The sequence below is a fragment of the Paenarthrobacter ilicis genome, assembly GCF_016907545.1.
GTDB lineage: Bacteria > Actinomycetota > Actinomycetes > Actinomycetales > Micrococcaceae > Arthrobacter > Arthrobacter ilicis.
Genome location: NZ_JAFBCD010000001.1, coordinates 3,049,025 through 3,066,325, shown reverse-complemented (window position 1 = coordinate 3,066,325; position 17,301 = coordinate 3,049,025). Strand labels below are relative to the sequence as shown.

The window sequence follows — 17,301 nt, the reverse complement described above, 5'->3', positions numbered from 1 at the left end:
TGAATCATTTCGCGCAAAATATGCTAATTTCCGCGCAATGAAAGCATTCTTATATGCTCCAATTTGTGCAGGAAAAAGAACTCTGCGCGCAAAGGAAGCTGGCTTTGGGGCATGGAAAAGGCCCCCGGCTTCCTCGGCGTGAGCCGTGGAGCCGGGGGCCTCGGTCGGTTGCTTCCACCTGATGCCAGGCGGCGTTGATTTCGCTAGTTGCCCTTTTCCAAGGCGTGGGCGGTCACGTAAGCGCCCAGCTGATCCTTGGACAGTGCTGCTGCGATGTCGCTGATGGCAGTGGGATCCTTGACCACAATCGACTGCCCATCCGCAGACGTCCCCGTGCCCAGGGTTGGCAGGGTGAACATCACGGTATCGTTGGCCCGGAGGTCCTTCATCCCAACGGCCAAGCTGCCAATTGCACCAGCGTCAAACCCTTTGTCCACGCTGATGAAGGGGGAGACCGCGGAGACCATGTTGCTCACTGTGACCGGATTGGTCAGGGTCTCCTTGGCGATCGTCTTGCTGATGATCGATTTCAGGTAGGCCTGTTGGTTGCGTACGCGCTGGTAGTCGCCGTCACTGAACGACTTGCGTTCACGCACGAATGCCAAAGCCTCGTCGCCATTGAAGGTCTGTTTCCCGGCAGCGTAGTAGTGCCCCTTCATTGGCCCGGAATTGGGGGCGAACGGAATCTTCACGTCAACCTCCACGCCGCCCAGGGCATCGGTCAATCCCTTGAAGCCCTCGAAGTCGACCATGGCCACATGGTCAATCCGCTGCTGGAACAAAGACTCCACGGTCTGCACCATCAACGGCACACCACCGTAGGCCAGAGCTGCGTTGATCTTTGATTCGCCCCTGCCCGGGATATCCACCCAGAGGTCACGCATGAGCGACACAGCGTAAACGTTCTTGCGGTCGGCCGGAATGTGAACCAGCATCAGCGTATCCGCCCGCTGGTCGGTAGAGGCTTGGTTGTCGACGTCGATCTCCGCAGTTCCACGGGTGTCGCTGCCCATCACCAGGATGTTCATGGGAGCGCTGCCGTTGACCGGTTGGCTCTTTTGGGGACGTGTGGATTCTTCGGGGAAAGCGGCATCAATTTTAGTGGTGCCGGAGTTGAAGGTCTGTGCCAGATTGAAGATGTAGGCACCTCCAATGATGCCCGCAACCAGCACTACTGCGGCGAAGCCAAGAAGTACGTTCCGTGTGGTCTTTTTCCCGCTTTTTTGACGTCGGGGACGGGACTCTGCAGAGGGAGTATCGGTATCTGTCGGGAGCGTCATGTGTTCCTTGGTGTCGGCATCAGCAGTGACGATTCTATCAAGGTGCAATTAGCCCTTCGGCAAACTCTTGGTTCAGGCTGGCTCCCCATTGATTGGTGAGGTCCACTTTCAGGCTGGCCCCGGCGTCGAAATTGACGGCCTTTAGGTCCACGTCCAAGGTTTCCAATTGGGGGTTTCCCTCTGGGTCTTTGACGCTTTTTTTGTGGGTATCTGGAGACGCCGTGGTCCACTCCCGCGGCTGCCCGTCTTTGGAAGTCCCTTTCAGTGTTGTTTGGCCCCCGGCAATGTTGAAGCCGGTTATGGTCAAGCGGTCAGACGAACGGTCGACGGCGGCGCTGGTCACCACAGGGGTCTTGAATCCGGACGCCATTTGCTCCACGAGGGGTGTTCCCGTGCCTTTGCAGGTGAAATAGGGATCCCACATGAATGAAATTACTTTCGTGGCGGGTTCCATCTGCTGGAGTTGGCGCTCGATACGTTTCACGGTGGTTTGGCCACGGAGACTGTTGCTGCAGACGTTTCTGTCCGTGGCGGGTGCCATACCCTCCAAGTTGGCCCAGAGCACCGCGTTGGTCCCCTTGACGCCGGCCGCTGCTGCGCGGAAATAGTCCTTGTTGGGCGCGGCGTATTTCTCCTGCCACGTCCCGTGGCCCACGATCGTTGCGGCGAAAGAATCCACGGGAGTCTTGGCTTCGCTGTCCAGATAGGCGGCACCCTTTCCGGTGCCCATGCCGTCCTGGATAGCAATGTTCACCTTCAACCCTGCGGACGTTCCCGCGATGTTGCGGATGGCCTGTCCGGCCTCCGCGGGGGTAACGAAGGAGGTACTCTTCCGCGACTCTATGTAGGGGCTGATGACTGCCGATCGCGAGGGAAGGAGCTTGTGGATGGCCTGGTTTTGCAACGTATATAAGGACAGGATCGGATCGAAGAAGGGACTTGAACTCAGTGGCATCTCCACATGGTGGTAAAAACCGGCCAACCCGGGCACATCATTCTTTTCGGCCTGGAAGCGCAGGAACCGCTCCGTGAAGAGACTCAAGGTCTGCGTGTAGGAGAGGTCCGGCAAATACTCCAGATCCGTTCGCTTGACCGGGGCGGGAAGCCCCGCGTAGAACTGCATCTTCAAGTCGGTGGCCGCTGCGGCCAATGTCTGCGTGGGATCCGAGTCCGGTGACTTGGTTCCACCGGTCACCACGACGTCGTAGGTGCCACTGGGGGAGTTGCAACCTTGGCTGTCCGCGGGAAGCACCAATACCGCAAAGGTCTTCCCATTGGAAGTCAGGCTGCGATCCCGGGGGCATCCAAGCGCTGAGCCGCTCCATTGAGCGCCATCGGAATAGGTGAAGTAGCGATTTACTTTCAACGAACGAGCCGCGACATCGGCGCAGTTGATTCCCTCAATGAGGCAGTCTTGCGGCAAGCTCTCCCTGGAGGCCGGCCGGAGGAGTGTTCCAAAGGTGATGACGGTGTCACCTCCCAGAGCGTGGATGTCAGCCAATTTCTTACGGTTGGCTGTCGCCGAAGAATTGGCATAGATGAAGTATCCGGAGAGTGGGTACTGGGGGAGGGCTTTAGGTGTAGCCGAAGGTGGGGCGGGGGACTTCTGGGGGGTGGGCAGGAGTGAAATGGCCGCGGCAGTGACGACGGCTACTGCCAGGAAGGCGCCAACCAGCAGAATCAACAATCGGGGACGGGGCGAGCCTGACGTTCGGGAGGGCCTCACGGGTGACATGTCTTCCTCTGGAGCGGGCAATGGAGCCGACTCTACCAACCGCGGCCAGTGAGCGGCGTCAAGGTTCTTCCCAGCCTGATTTGGTAGTTGCGATAAACTATCTCAGGTTGCCCTCCGACAGGGGACGATCTGGCTCCGCCAAGTCTCGGGCGGTGGCGCTCTACAGAACGCTCAGGTTCTGCAATTTATACAACGGGGGGAAAGTTGGGCACCGTGATCAAACGTGTTCAAACCGTGCTGGTGGTTTTGGCGTTGGCTGTACTCGGATTTGTTGGAACTCAACCCGCTTTTGCCACCCAGACCGAGCCTGGCCCCGGGATGGAATCTCCTGCGCCGGGCGAGACGGAACCGCCTATCGTGGTGGAACCGCCCGTGGTTGTCCCCACTTTGGGCCCACCTGCTCCCACCACGGCTCCTTCGCAGCCAGAAACGCCGCCCTCCACGGATCAGCCCGTAGCCCCCGCGCCCGCCCCTCCCGTGGTTCAGCAGCCGGTAGCGCCGCCCGCTGTTGCGCCTGAAGTTCCGGCAGCGCCCGCACCCGAAGCGCCGGTTGAAACTCTCCCCACTCAGCAAGACGCTGGCGAATATCTCCCGGAACCTGAAGTGCCTGCCGAGGCTGAGACAAGTGCTGCGGCCGTGCCCACACCGGATCAAAGGCCAACGCAGACTCCAAGTAAGGCTGCCGCTCCGGTTGCCAGTGCAGACATAGCCGGCCCGTTGAAGGCCGCCATCGCTCCGGTGGCTGAAAACAGTCCGCTGGTCCAAGGCATCACGGTGCTGGTCCTGATCCTCCTTGGTGTGGCCTATTTCCGGGCCCTGCGCTACAAGGGGACAGCCAGGCCCCGCGCAAGCGGCAAGTAACCCATGAAACACCCGCTTCGTAGGGGTAAGACTGTCAAAAATCCTGCATCGCCAATGCGCCTCATGCTCCTTACCCACTCCTATTGGCCTGAGCACAGTCCCCCCCAACGCCGCTGGTCTTCCCTGACCCGCGAATTCAAAAAGGCTGGATGGGACGTGGATGTGATTGCCCCCGTGGCCCATTATCCAAATGGGAGGAGAGACCTTCCGCGACGCCAAGCAGGCTATGCCTTCAAAAGCCAGACTGGACCGCATGGAGAGAAGATCAGGCGGGTTCCCTACTTGCGGCATCTCGGTAAATCGCCTGTAGCCCGGTTGGTTGACCAGGTCTATTCTGCGGTGCTGTCCGTACCGGCCGGATTGATGGTGCAAAAGCCGGATGCAATTGTTGCCACCGCGCCCAGTCTTCCCACACTGGCAGCAGGGTACGCACTCTCCAAGCTTCGGAGAGTGCCCTTTGTTGTTGAAATGCGGGATGCTTGGCCGGACCTCGCCAGGGATGCGCGGCTTGTCCGCGGCAGCGTCAAAAGCCTGGTGGAGCGCGTGGTGGAGTTCCTGCAGCTCCGAGCAGACATGGTCGTCACCGTCACTGAGGGTTTTGCGGAGATTCTTAGGGCTCGCGGCTTGCAGAATGTGATGACTGTGAGCAATGGCCTGGATCTGAAAGCTGTTCCACTTTTGGAACCGCCCACACTGCGGCGGGATGTGTTCCATGCTCTTTATCTGGGCAACCATGGAAAGAGTCAACGTCTGGATGTCCTGATCAGGGCAAGTGCGCTGCTCGGCGACGGCTTTCACCTGACACTGGTGGGACACGGAACCAGTCGCTCGCAGCTGGTCAAGCTCGCCAGGGAACTTGATGCACCCGTGAGCTTTTATCCGTCATTGCAGGGACAGGCGGTGCTCAACAAGTACCGCGACGCCGACACCTGCGTTGTGTCGCTTCGGGATGACTGGAAGTCTTTTGAGGCCACTGTCCCTTCCAAAACCTACGAGGTGCTTGCCATCGGGCGGCATGTAACGGCGATAGTCCGCGGCGAGGCTGAACGCATCATTGTGGAGGCCAAAGGCGGCGACGTTGTTGCAGCAAACCCGGAGGCAGTGGCCAGGCTTTGGCGTGACCTGGCACAGAACCGGGAGCGTCTGGCCGCCGGGCACAGTGGTCGTGAGTGGGTCAAAGACCATGCCGACTATGCACAGCTTGGACGGCGCTATGTCGCCGGGATCTCACGCTTGGTCCTCGGGAGCCCATCGAATGTTGCGGAGGGTACCCGTGTTGATCCCCAAAGCTAGAAACTTGGCCTTGGCGGCCAGCACCATTACCGACCATCTGACCGAAGCTCCATTCGTCCTGGCTCTCCAAGTCCTCAGGAGGTTGCCGTCGTCGATCGTCCGTCCTTTGGCCCGTTCAGTGGCCGCGGTGGCCCCGAAGTCGGGACATCCCGTCTTCATGCTGGCGAGCCACGCCGCCGGTGATGAGTCTGGTCTGTTGGCGCGTTTTGAAAATCTGCTGACCAACACCGGCGCTCCCATCCGTTCCATCCGCGCAGCTGATGTTGCGCTTGCTGCCGGGCAGCCTGACTGGGCTGATGAGTTTCTTCAGCGGGTGCCTGACATCAAAAGGGCGCTCGGGACGATCGCCCGGCGCAAGTGGTACTCCGGAGACATGAGCGGGGCCGTGGAAGTCCTGGAGGGACAGACCGGGCATATCCGCAAGCAGCGGGAGCGACTGAGATCCGAGCGGGAGATTTTTCGGGGTTGGCGGCCGGAACTGAGGGGCGGAACAGCCGAGCCAAAGCCCACCCGGATCTTGCATCTTCTGACTAATTCCGTTCCCCACACCGGCAGTGGATACGCGCAGCGGTCTCACTCGATATTGACTGCTCAGAAAGCTGCGGGTTGGAATCCTCTGGCGGTCACGCGCTTGGGTTATCCAGTCCAAATTGGGGTCCTCAGGGCTGCAGGCGAAGACGTTGTGGACGGCATTCCCTACCAGCGACTCCTGCCACGCAAGATGGCGAAGTCCATGAGCGGACGTCTGCAACAGCAGGCAGAGGCTCTGTTAGAGATTTCCCAGCAGGTTCGGCCAAGCGTGATCCACACTACGACCCATTTTGTAAATGGCTTGGTGGCACATGAGGTTGCTCATGCGCTTGGTGTCCCTTGGGTGTATGAGGTTCGTGGACAGCTCGCCGATACATGGGCCTCCAGCCGCGGCGAGGACGCACGGCAAAGCGAACGCTACCGCCTCTTTATGGAACGGGAGGCCGAGGTCATGTGCAGTGCGGATCTGGTGGTTACGCTTGGTGAGTCGATGAAGCAGGCCATCCTGGCGGCGGGAGTGCCGGAGGAACGGATCCTAATCAGCCCCAACGCAGTAGGTGGAGGATACCTTGAGGAGCCCCTCCAACAGCAAGAAGCCCGGCAGGCTCTGGGGCTCGAAGGGAACAACCTTTTCATCGGAACAGTGAGCAGTTTGGTTGATTACGAGGGCCTCGACGACCTGGTCACATCATTTGCCTTGCTTGCCCCGCGGCTGCCAAAGTTAAGGTTGGTGGTGGTGGGCGATGGCACCGCCGCGCCGTCCCTTCGGAACCAAGTGAAACTTCTGGGCGTCAGCCACAAAGTGATCTTCACCGGGCGGGTCCCAGCTGAGAAAGCCCGTCTTTACCATCAAGCGTTGGATGTCTTTGTAGTGCCGCGTAAGGATCTCACCGTGACCCGCTCGGTTACTCCGCTGAAACCAGTCGAAGCGCTGGCCAGTGCGCGGCCTGTAGTGGCCAGCAGATTGGACGCCTTGACTGAGATAGTGCACGACCGTATCAACGGGCGTTTGTTTACGCCCGGAGACCCGGGGGACTTGGCTGATGTGTTGCAGGAACTCCTTGAAGACGAGGGGATGCGCCGGCGCCTTGGTGCAGCCGGAAGGCAAGGCGTGCTTGCGAACAGGACATGGGAAGCCAATGCCCTGGCCTTGGGCCGCGCTTATGAGACTTTGATTTTCAACAATGTAAGGAAGGCCAGCTGATGCCGGCAAAGAAAGCAGTCTTGCCAGAGCCGGCGGTGGTCCAGCCTCTGGCTGTGGACATGCGACGACTGACCCGTGTCGGCGCCAGGCCAGGGTTCCTGGAGTACCTCGTGCAGCTCTGGGACTTCAGGGAGTTCATTTTTTACGATGCCCGCGCGCGCGTGCAGAGCGGAACCCGGCGTGACCGCTTGGGGAGCGCATGGTTGTTGCTCAACCCCATTTTCAACGGATTGACGTACTACGTCATTTTTGGTCTGCTCCTCCAGACGGGCCATGGAATCGAAAACTACGTTGGTTATCTGGTCATTGGCATCTTCATCTTTCAAGGGACGTCGGGAGCCATCACCAGCGGTGCCAGATCGATCCACAGCAACAAAGCCGTGGTTCAAGCGTTCAACTTCCCGCGGGCCACGTTGCCGATCGGCGTGAACATACGCGAAATGATGTCGAATGTTCCGTTGATTCTCGCGATGCTTTTGATCATCACGTTGGTACCTCCCGTTGAGAAGATCACGTGGCTGTGGCTACTCATCATTCCCGCAATCGTCCTACAGTCGATCTTCAATCTTGGTGTCAGCCTGATCCTTGCCCGCGTTATCTCCCGGGTTCACGACGCGACTCACCTGATCCCATTCTTTATGCGGGCCTGGATGTACGGGTCAGCGATCTTTTATTCTTACGAGCGCTTCGTCACGCACCCTGATGTTCTGGCGATCATGAAGTTGAACCCCCTCTTCAACGTCATCGACATCGTTCGGAGCTGCGTTCTTTATGCACAAGCCCCTACATGGCAATCCTGGGCAACACTTGCCGTGTGGGCGCTCGGAACACTATTGGTCGGAATGATCTTCTTCTGGCACGGGGAGGAATCATATGGTCGCGGCTGAGCAGGTTTTGGATGTCGAAGGACATCCTTGTGTGGTGGTTGACCAAGCGGCCATGGAATACAGGGTGGTGACTTCGGATGCAAAGGCCATCGCTGAGGAGCGCAAAGAGATCGGCTTGCTCAGCCGCCTCACCCGACGTCCCAATACAGTTACCGTTCAGGCGCTCCATGAGCTCTCCCTGGTCGTCGAACGGGGAGAGTCTGTAGGCATCATTGGGCGGAACGGTTCCGGCAAAAGCACTTTGATGAAACTCATCTGCGGCCAGATAAGGCCTTCGTCTGGAGCCATTTTCGCTTCAAGTACACCGATCATGTTGGGCGTCAACGCGGCACTCGTCGGGGATCTGTCCGGACAGCAGAACGTCGTCCTTGGGTGCCTCGCCATGGGGATGAGCCGCCGCGAAGTAGCCGCAAAGTTCACGGGCATTGTGGAGTTGTCCGGGCTGAGAGATTCCATCTACCTGCCCATGAAGTCTTACTCCTCGGGTATGGCCTCGAGGCTCCGCTTTGCCATTGCGGCGAGTATCGATCCTGAGATCCTCCTCGTTGATGAAGCACTCAATACAGGTGATGCCCAATTCAACGAGCGAAGCAAGCGCCGTATGGACCAACTGCGCGAGCAGGCTGGTTGTGTATTCATCGTCAGCCACTCGCTGGACACCATCACCAGCATGTGCAGCAGAGTGGTTTGGCTGGATAAGGGCCACATGATTATGGATGGTGAACCGTCGGAGACCGTCAAGGCATACCAGGACTTCACCAGCAACCTCGCCAAGGGCAACGGGATAACGGCAGCCAGAATTCTTGATGAAGCACGAGCCAATTTACAAATGACAGAAGTTTTGGGCAGAAGTAAGATGCGTAGGAGCCGGGCATGATTTACACCGTAGAGAATTTACGGAAGGCCGCTTGGCACTTTCGAGCTGGAGGCGTCGCCCAGCTGCAGGCGTTTCACAGGCGCCAACGGGCTTTGGCCGTCAACAAGACTTCCAACAAAGACGTTCAGGCGCGAATGACATCGCAGAAAGCGACCAACGAAAAACGGCAGCTCACCTTTCCGGCATTCGACTACCCGTCCATCCCTTCACGCCGGGATGACCTGAACGTAGCTGTCATCTTGGATGATTTCTCCGCCAAGGCATTTGCTTTTGAGTGGAACCTCGTTTTCCTCACCAAGGACGGTTGGTTGCAGCAGCTTCAAGAGCAGCGAATCGACTTCGTTTTTGTGGAGTCGGCGTGGGAAGGCAACGGAGGCTCCTGGAGATACCAACTGACGGGGACCAGCGGCCCGAAGCCAGAGTTCCTGAACCTGATGCGCTGGTGCCGGGAGAATAATTTGCCCACGGTCTTCTGGAATAAGGAGGACCCACCCCACTTCCACGACTTCCTGCCCGCGGCACGCGAGTTCGACGTCGTCTTCACCTCAGATGAGAACAAGCTGCCTGACTACAGGCAGGAACTGGGGCATAACCGCGTGGATGTGCTTCCTTTCGCTGCACAGCCAGCCATCCACAATCCGATCCGCCCCAGAGAGGGCAGGCACTCCCGGGACGTGGCGTTCGCTGGCATGTACTTCGCGCACAAATACCCAGAGCGCCGTGAGCAAATGCGTCTTCTGCTTGACGGTGCAATTGCCGGCTCGGATCGAGTCAAACACGGGTTGGAAATCTTTTCACGGCAACTGGGAGGCAATCCGGACTACCAGTTCCCGGAACCTTATGCCTCCCACGTAGTGGGATCACTGACCTACGATCAAATGCTCACTGCATACAAGGCCTACAAGGTATTTCTGAACGTTAACTCTGTAGTCGATTCGCCCAGCATGTGTGCGCGACGAATATTTGAAATCACGGCTTCCGGGACGCCGGTAGTTACCACCCCCAGCCCATCTCTGCCAAGGTTTTTCCCCAACGGGGAGATTCACAGCGTTGAAACCAAAGAAGACGCTGCCTTCATTATGAGGGCGTTGATGCGTAGTCCCGAACTTAATGATCGTTCAGTGCATCTCGCCCAACGCCGGATTTGGGCTGAGCACACGTACGCGCACAGAGCCGAAAAGGTAGTGGGAATGGCGCTTCCCCAGCGGGTTCGTCCCGTGCAGCCAGAATCGGTAAGTGCTCTGGTATCCACCATTCGGCCCCACCAACTGGAGCATGTCTTCAAGACAGTCGGCTCCCAGCAAGGCGTGGATGTCGAGCTGGTTTTACTGACTCATGGTTTCAAAGCCAGCTGGTGGAAAATCTGGCGGTTACGCAGGAAATACGGAGTGCGGAAGGTGACCCTTCTCCACGAGCCCCGAACCGTCAGTCTGGGTACGTGCCTGAATTTGTGTGTCTCGGCCGCCAGCGGCGACATTCTCACGAAGATGGATGACGACGACTACTACGGTCCCAACTACCTCCGGGACCAAGTGAACGCCATGATGTTCTCGGGGGCAGACGTCGTCGGAAAGCTGGCTCACTACATGTATATCGAGAGCCGAAATGCCACCTTGCTGAGGTTCAACCATATGGAACATCGCTTTAGCCATATGGTCATCGGGGCGACGATCATGGCCAGGAAGTCGATGTTCGAGCGCTTTCCCTTCGAGGAGTTGGGACGTGGTGAGGACACCGCGTTCATGCGTGCGGTCAGCGATGCAGGGGGCAAAATCTATGCCTCCGACCGATACAACTACTACGTTCAACGTTCAGTCACGGGGCATACGTGGACTGCCACTGACGATCAACTGCTTGCGTCCGGGGACATCAAGTTCTGGGGCAATCCTGCTGAACACATCACTGTCTAGATCAACCAACAAAAAACGGGGAAATACATTGAATACAATTAATCGCGTTGCCGTCATCGGTCTTGGATACATTGGCCTCCCAACTGCTGCGATCCTTGCCACCAACGGCATCGAGGTCATCGGCGTGGACGTCAGTGAACGCACTGTTGACGCCGTAAACGCAGGACAGGTTCCATTTGTGGAGCCGGACCTGGGCGTGCATGTATCAGGAGCAGTCAGCCAAGGCCACCTGAAGGCAACCACAACTACGCCTCAGGCTGAGGCGTATATCGTCGCTGTGCCTACGCCGTTTCAGGAAGATCGCTCGGCTGATCTCAGCTACATTGAAGCTGCCGCCCGCGGTATCGCTCCCCAACTGCAGGGCGGTGAGCTTCTGATTCTCGAGTCGACCTCCCCTCCCGGTGCCACGGCCCACATGGCTAACTACATTTTGGACTTGCGCCCGGACCTGAGCCTTGACGGCTCGGATTCGCGCCCCGCCATCATGGTCGCCCACTGCCCGGAGAGGGTCCTTCCTGGTCGCGTCATGATTGAGCTGGTCACCAACGACAGAATCGTTGGTGGCATGACAACTGAGGCCGCGGAAGCCGCAAAGAACCTGTACTCGGTGTTCTGCCAGGGCGAGATCCTCACAACAGATGCTGTGACTGCCGAAATGGCCAAGCTCGTGGAGAACTCCTACCGCGACGTCAACATCGCATTCGCCAATGAGCTGTCCGTCATCAGTGAAAAGCTTGGCATAGACGTGTGGGAACTCATCCGACTGGCCAACCACCACCCGCGGGTTAACATCCTTCAGCCAGGTCCCGGTGTGGGTGGCCACTGCATCGCAGTTGACCCATGGTTCATTGTTGCCGCTGCGCCCGAGGAAGCCCGCCTGATCAGGACGGCCCGTGAAGTCAACGACGCGAAGCCCGAGTGGGTCTTCCAACAGGTCGTTTCGTCACTTGAGGGTCTTCCCGCAACCGCTGAGGTCTCAGTACTCGGCCTGGCCTTCAAGGCAAACATCGATGACCTTCGCGAGTCGCCGGCCATCGAAATTGCGGCACACCTGGCAGACGAACTGAGCGATCGCCGCATCAACGTCGCTGAACCGCATGTTGAGGTGTTGCCGAAGCAGCTGAGCGGACGCAGCAACGTCGAACTTATGGGTGTCGAGGAATCTATCGAACGCTCAAGCGTCGTCGTTCTTTTGGTTGATCATGACACCTTTAAGGAACTGCCTGATAATGTCCTTGACGGGAAAATCGTCGTCGATACTCGCGGTACTTTCGATCTCAGCCAGCGAGCAATGACAGGCATCCTTCAGCCGTGAAACAGGTCGAGATTGTTGCAAATGGCTCCGCATATCAAATCGTTCTACCCGATGCCGAGAACGACTATATTCAAAAGACGATAGCGAGCACCAAAAAACCTTACGAAGAAGCGATGTTGGTTGACATGGCCGCGATCGTGAAGCCAGGTGACCTCGTGCTGGACATTGGGGCAAATTGCGGAAATCATACGCTATTTCTCAGCTGTGTTTCCGGCGCCTTTGTCCATGCCTTCGAGCCGGACGCGGAGCTCTGCGCAGCAATCTCGACCAGCGTAGCAGCGAACGGCGCTGCGGAAAGGATTACGGTTCATCAAGTAGGAGTTGGGGATGCTAATGGGTTCGGACGGATCGTACAGACGGCTGAAAACAATAGAGGTGCCCAGCGCTTGGAGCGCACTTCAATGGATGAGCAATCCGTAGCAATCATCCGTCTCGATGATCAGGAGTTTGAGGCACCTGTAAAAGCCATCAAAATTGATGTTGAAGGTATGGAGCTCGACGTTCTCCGCGGGTCATCCGAGCTAATTCAACGTGATCATCCTGAAATGTACGTGGAGTGCCAGACCGTTCAGGACTTTGAGAAGATACACCAGTTCTTAGAGCCATTCGGGTATCGATATAAAGCAACATTCAATGCGACACCAACCCACCGCTTCGGTTTCGATGGCGCAGGAAGCAACACTGACCGGCTTGAACAGGTAGTCAAGCAGCAGGTTTCCGCAACCTATTATGATCGCAAGCTGATTGGCGATCTAAGACTCTCTTTGTCGCAGGCCAACCTCAAGTACCGAGAGTCGACTGCGCTCCTTGCACAGCTCAAGGAACGCCTCGAAGCAAATACCGCAACTCTAAAGCGTGATCAAGACCATATCCTCGATCTCCAAAACAAGTTGAATGCGAGCGAAGAGGCTTTGGTTGAGGCCCACTTGGCTCTGGAGAGAAAAGCCGATGAGGTCCGGGCTCTTGACGGAATATCGACTTCCCACGCGGATGCACTTCGTCAAGTCGCAGCGCTGAGGGAAGAATTGGCGGGTAGAGCCGCGCAGATCGTTGAACTGCGACTCCAGCATGAGCAGCGTCTGATTCTCTCTCCCGAGTATGAGAATCGCTTGGCCGCTGGCGCCCGGGCCCAGGAACAGTTGGCGAGTCTTGGCCAAAAGCTGGATGCGCAGGCATCGCACATTCATGATTTGGAAAGGAATGCCAAGCAAAATCATGACGAGCTGCGGGCGGTGGGCGATGCACTCGCTGTAAGCTCCCGGGCGAAGGACAAACTGGTTGCAGCAGCCAACACACGTTCAGCTGTATTGAGTGATGTAAGGTCGCGCCTGTCCTTTGAGAGGGGCAGGGTCAAAAGCGTTGAGAAGCTCATGGCTCAGATCAATAGTCTGAATCTCGCACTCAGGTCAGAGCTGTCTGACCAGCAGGCGATCTTGGACAGTGAGCGTTCGCGCTTTCAGTCAGAGCTAAACAATTCCGAGCTTCGCCTACGGCAAGTGCTGAAGCATGTTAAGCAGCTGCGGGCAAAACTTGCCACCACCAATTCCCGTGCTGAGGAACTGGAAACTCGACTCGCCGATTCAGTGGATCGCTTGAAGGTGAGCCAAGGCAAGCTCACCGATGCCCAAACGCGACTGTTTTCGGCTCAGCAATCCGTAGATGAAGGCGGGCGCAGGCTGACAGTTGAAAAAGGTCTTGTAGCTCGGCTGGAACGTGACCTGAAGGATGCACGTGCTCACAGCGAATCCCTGAAGATCGCCGAACAGGCTCTGATAGCCGCGCGTGACAAGTCCGAAGCCTCGCTCTCCAGCGTCTCAGCAGAACTCAAGTCCGCCAATGAGCAAGCTGACCGTCGGAATTTAGAGCGACAGAATGCCCTCAAAGAAGTTGAAAGTCTGCGCGACGAGCTCACAAATACGCGTTTGCAGTTGGCCCAGGCGGAGGAGAAGACCCGACTGCTTCGGACCAGTATCACTTACCGGCTTGGTCAGACCCTGAGGAATTCTCTCCAGTCACCGGAGGGCCTCCTCAAGCTGCCTGTGGCGCTTGGGGTGTTGATGAAAGAGAACAACCGGAAGAAGCTGAGCGCTGATGCCACACCGAAAGTGGCATCGACTCTGGTTGATCCGATTGCAGTCGCAACATCAAGTGCAAATGTTCCTGGTCTCGTAAACCGGGCCGCAGAGATTCGTCAGGACAGACGACTTCCCAACAGTGCCGCAACCGAGTCTCTTCGACTCAAAGAATCAGACAAGGTGAGGCGAACACGTGTCGCAGCCATCATGGATGCTTTCACTGTCCACTCATTTGCGCCGGAGTGCGATCTGCTGGAGCTGTCCCTTGGACGCTACATCCAAGAACTTGAAGACTTCAAGCCTCATCTCATTTTCCTTGAATCTGCATGGCGTGGCAGAGATGATGAATGGGGAAATAAGGTTGCCCAAACGGCTACGCAAGTACGAGAGATAATTTCATGGGCCAATCATCATAACATCAAAGTTATTCTTTGGAACAAGGAAGATCCAGTTCACTACTCGACCTTCTTGAACACGGCCAAGCTGGTCGATCATGTGTTCACTACAGATATAGATTGCGTACAGCGGTACAAGGGGGATTTGGGCCATGATCGCGTCCATTTCCTTCCCTTCGCCTGCCAGCCCTTCTCCCACAACCCCCTTGAGTTGTATAGCAGGGATTCAGGTTTGTGTTTCGCAGGGGCCTACTATCGGCGTTACCCGGACCGGACACGTGATCTTGAGTCGTTCATCGAAAAGATTCCTGAATACAGATCAATAGAGATATTTGACAGAAATTTCGGTAAAACTGATGAGCAGTATCAATTTCCCGCCGAATATCAGAAATATATCGTGGGCACCCTTGATAGTGCGGAAATAGACCTTGCCTATAAGGGTTATGATTACGCCATCAACCTGAACTCTGTTAAAGAGTCCCAGTCGATGTTTGCGCGAAGGGTCTACGAGCTCCTAGCTTCAAATACCACTGTTGTGAGTAACTACTCGCGCGGACTGGAGCTGATGTTTGGGGGTATACCGGTCATTTCAGACAGTGGTCAAGCTGTGGTCGAGGAGCTCCGCTCAGTCAGCGGTGAGCTAGAGGGGCGAAAGCGCCGCCTAGCGGGACTTAGGAAGGTCATGAGTGAGCACACCTACGCTCACAGGTTGGACTACATCCTGTCGAAAGTCGAGAGCCGGAGCAAGGTGTCCACTACGCCGATAGTTCACGTCTTTAGTCTGGTTTCCCGGGATGCGGAGATAGAGGCAGTTCGAAAATCGGCCGATCGCCAAGCCGGAGTGACAGCTTCTCTTCGCCTGTTTACCAACAATCCTTCGCTGGCCAGCCGTTTTGAGGACGTAGCTCTGACGTCAGATCTGCACGACGTGGAGCTTGCTCAGTTTGCGGAAGCTGGTGAGTTCGTTGGCTTCATGCACCCCGACGACTATTACGGTCCCTGCTATTTGTTGGATCTGGCTCTGGCAGTCCGCTACACATCCGCCCAGGTGGTCGGCAAGGCGACCTACATGCGAGCCACCAGAAGAGGACCTGCGAGTGTCGGCACTGAGCTTGCCTACACGGCTGTTGAACGCCTTCCAATCAGGTCAAGCCTTATCCTCGATCCAACGGCAGTTCAGCTTCGTGCTTCCGAGTGGATCAAGTCCGCAGCAAACGGGGACTACAGTGTTCCCGCGATGATGCAGACAGAGATCTTCGACTACTGCCGTGCCGGCGCAAAGCTCAAGCCCGGCTACGCTGCGACGGTCGACGGAAACTGGTCAGATATAGGCCTTAGCCTCGAGAATCTCACCAGCGCCTCAGACCGTATAAAAGCATCGGAGCTTTCGACTACAGATCTGAATACCCTTACTGGAAAAGACTTGTCCAAGATGTTCCTTGTCACGAAGCGACCAGGGGTGGACTCTTGGGTATCAGGGGACTCTTGGAATTTTGAGTCAACACTAGATGATGGTAGGCATGACTATATCTACTCGTCTGAAATGATCAACCTGCATGATATTGCAGATGATGACGGGCTGAAATTTCACGCCGAAAGTGATCCTGGTCTGAACTTACAGATCGCTATTATCTACTACAATAACGACACCAAAATCGCGGGACTTGTCCGAACAACTAATCAAAACCATACTCTCGATGTGCCACCAGAGGCTACGCACCTGAAGGTTGGTATCCGTATATTCTCGTCTGGCTCGGGAGCGATCCGGAGGGTACTGTGGGAGCATAAGGACATGACTCCCGAGTTCATCGCACAAACCGCCGATAACCTCGTGATCACGAACCGTTATCCTTCAAGCGTCGACCTATATAAAAACGGCTTCGTCCACACCCGTGTTCGACGCTACATCCAAGCAGGCGTGCCAACGGAGGTTTTCGTCCTTGATGAGACGGAGTCTCTTCGATTCCGAGAATTCGAAGGGGTTTCTGTCATCACAGGGAACTCTGAAACCCTCGATAGTTTCCTGAAGCAGGGTTTTCATAGGTCTATATCAGTTCACTTCATCACCGAGTCAATGTGGAATTCTGTTAGCCGACTGCCCCACCAACCACGTATAGCTATTTGGGCACATGGCGCAGACATTCAGAGCTGGTCGCGCCGGGAATTCTTGTACGATGAAGACTCCAAGGATGCAGCAAGGACACTCAGTGATGCCAGGTTGTCACTTTGGAGTAGGATATTCGCTGATTCCACCGAGAATGTCAAAGTCGTTTTTGTCTCCGATTGGTTGCGGCGAACGGCACTTGAAGACCTAGGACTGGAAGTGTCAGATAAGTCTGTTGTCATCCATAACCCGATCAATGCATCGATGTTTTCGTATAATCCAAAAGATGATCAGAAGAGACTGAAAGTTCTTTCTGTGCGACCTTATGCATCTGCAGTATATGCAAATGATCTGTCGGTTGAAGCAATCCGGTTGTTGTCGGATACCCCTCACTTCAATGAAATGGAATTCAGGCTTGTTGGTGACGGTCCGCTCTTTGATGAAATTACGAAGCCGCTTGAAGCGTTCGACAACGTGATCTTGGATAAGAGGTTTCTGACGCAAGATGAGATAGCAAAAATGCATCAGGAGTACGGTGTCTTTCTCTGTCCATCCCGCATGGATACCCAAGGTGTGTCGAGGGACGAAGCAATGTCATCCGGTCTTGTGCCTGTCACGACCGCAGTCGCTGCAATTCCAGAGTTTGCAGACGAGACATGTGCCGAGATTGTGGATCCGGAAGACGCGTCCGCCCTGGCCGATGCAATGCTGAGTCTTATTTCATCTCCCCGACTTTATAGGCGAAAGTCTCAGGCTGCGGCCAAGCGCGTCCGATCACAGAGCGATGCTGATGTCATCGTGCCAAAGGAATTGGCGGTTCTCGGCCGGGGCTGA

The 17,301-nt window shown here is 56.4% G+C and carries 10 protein-coding genes; 8 read left to right on the top strand and 2 right to left on the bottom strand.

Annotated features, from left to right (window positions below; all coding sequences use genetic code 11):
• Positions 1–203: 203 nt before the first annotated feature.
• Positions 204–1,280: an LCP family protein gene (locus JOE60_RS13975; protein ID WP_167263855.1), complete on the bottom strand. Its 1,077-nt coding sequence runs from the start codon at positions 1,278–1,280 to the stop codon at positions 204–206.
• Positions 1,281–1,317: 37 nt separating this feature from the next.
• A complete protein-coding gene (locus JOE60_RS13970; protein WP_204814932.1) occupies positions 1,318–3,015 on the bottom strand; it encodes a hypothetical protein in 1,698 nt (565 codons plus the stop codon).
• Positions 3,016–3,228: 213 nt separating this feature from the next.
• Between JOE60_RS13970 and JOE60_RS13965 the strand changes: the two genes are divergently transcribed.
• Genes JOE60_RS13965 through JOE60_RS13930 form a run of 8 tightly spaced genes read left to right on the top strand, consistent with a single transcriptional unit; the run spans position 3,229 to position 17,301 of the window.
• On the top strand, positions 3,229–3,876 hold the full coding sequence (locus tag JOE60_RS13965) for a hypothetical protein (RefSeq protein WP_167263851.1): 648 nt from the start codon (positions 3,229–3,231) through the stop codon (positions 3,874–3,876).
• A 3-nt stretch (positions 3,877–3,879) separates the two neighbouring features.
• The gene (locus tag JOE60_RS13960; protein WP_338112514.1) at positions 3,880–5,169 is read left to right on the top strand and encodes a glycosyltransferase family 4 protein; all 1,290 of its coding nucleotides are present in this window, start codon (positions 3,880–3,882) and stop codon (positions 5,167–5,169) included.
• Between the two features lie 10 nt (positions 5,170–5,179).
• Complete coding sequence (locus JOE60_RS13955) at positions 5,180–6,904, top strand: glycosyltransferase family 4 protein (protein ID WP_239528865.1); 1,725 nt, start codon at positions 5,180–5,182, stop codon at positions 6,902–6,904.
• Entirely contained in the window at positions 6,904–7,791 is an 888-nt protein-coding gene (locus tag JOE60_RS13950) for an ABC transporter permease (RefSeq protein ID WP_167263844.1), read from the top strand. The genes JOE60_RS13955 and JOE60_RS13950 overlap by 1 nt, the downstream gene beginning before the upstream one ends.
• Positions 7,778–8,668, top strand: coding sequence for an ABC transporter ATP-binding protein (locus JOE60_RS13945; protein WP_167263842.1), 891 nt, complete (start codon positions 7,778–7,780; stop codon positions 8,666–8,668). The genes JOE60_RS13950 and JOE60_RS13945 overlap by 14 nt, the downstream gene beginning before the upstream one ends.
• Positions 8,665–10,578 (top strand): glycosyltransferase family protein, encoded by a 1,914-nt coding sequence (locus tag JOE60_RS13940; protein WP_167263840.1) that lies wholly within the window; start codon positions 8,665–8,667, stop codon positions 10,576–10,578. The genes JOE60_RS13945 and JOE60_RS13940 overlap by 4 nt, the downstream gene beginning before the upstream one ends.
• A 28-nt stretch (positions 10,579–10,606) precedes the next feature.
• Positions 10,607–11,893: a UDP-N-acetyl-D-mannosamine dehydrogenase gene (gene wecC / locus JOE60_RS13935; protein ID WP_167263838.1), complete on the top strand. Its 1,287-nt coding sequence runs from the start codon at positions 10,607–10,609 to the stop codon at positions 11,891–11,893.
• Complete coding sequence (locus JOE60_RS13930) at positions 11,890–17,301, top strand: FkbM family methyltransferase (RefSeq protein ID WP_167263836.1); 5,412 nt, start codon at positions 11,890–11,892, stop codon at positions 17,299–17,301. Before wecC ends, JOE60_RS13930 begins: the two co-directional genes overlap by 4 nt.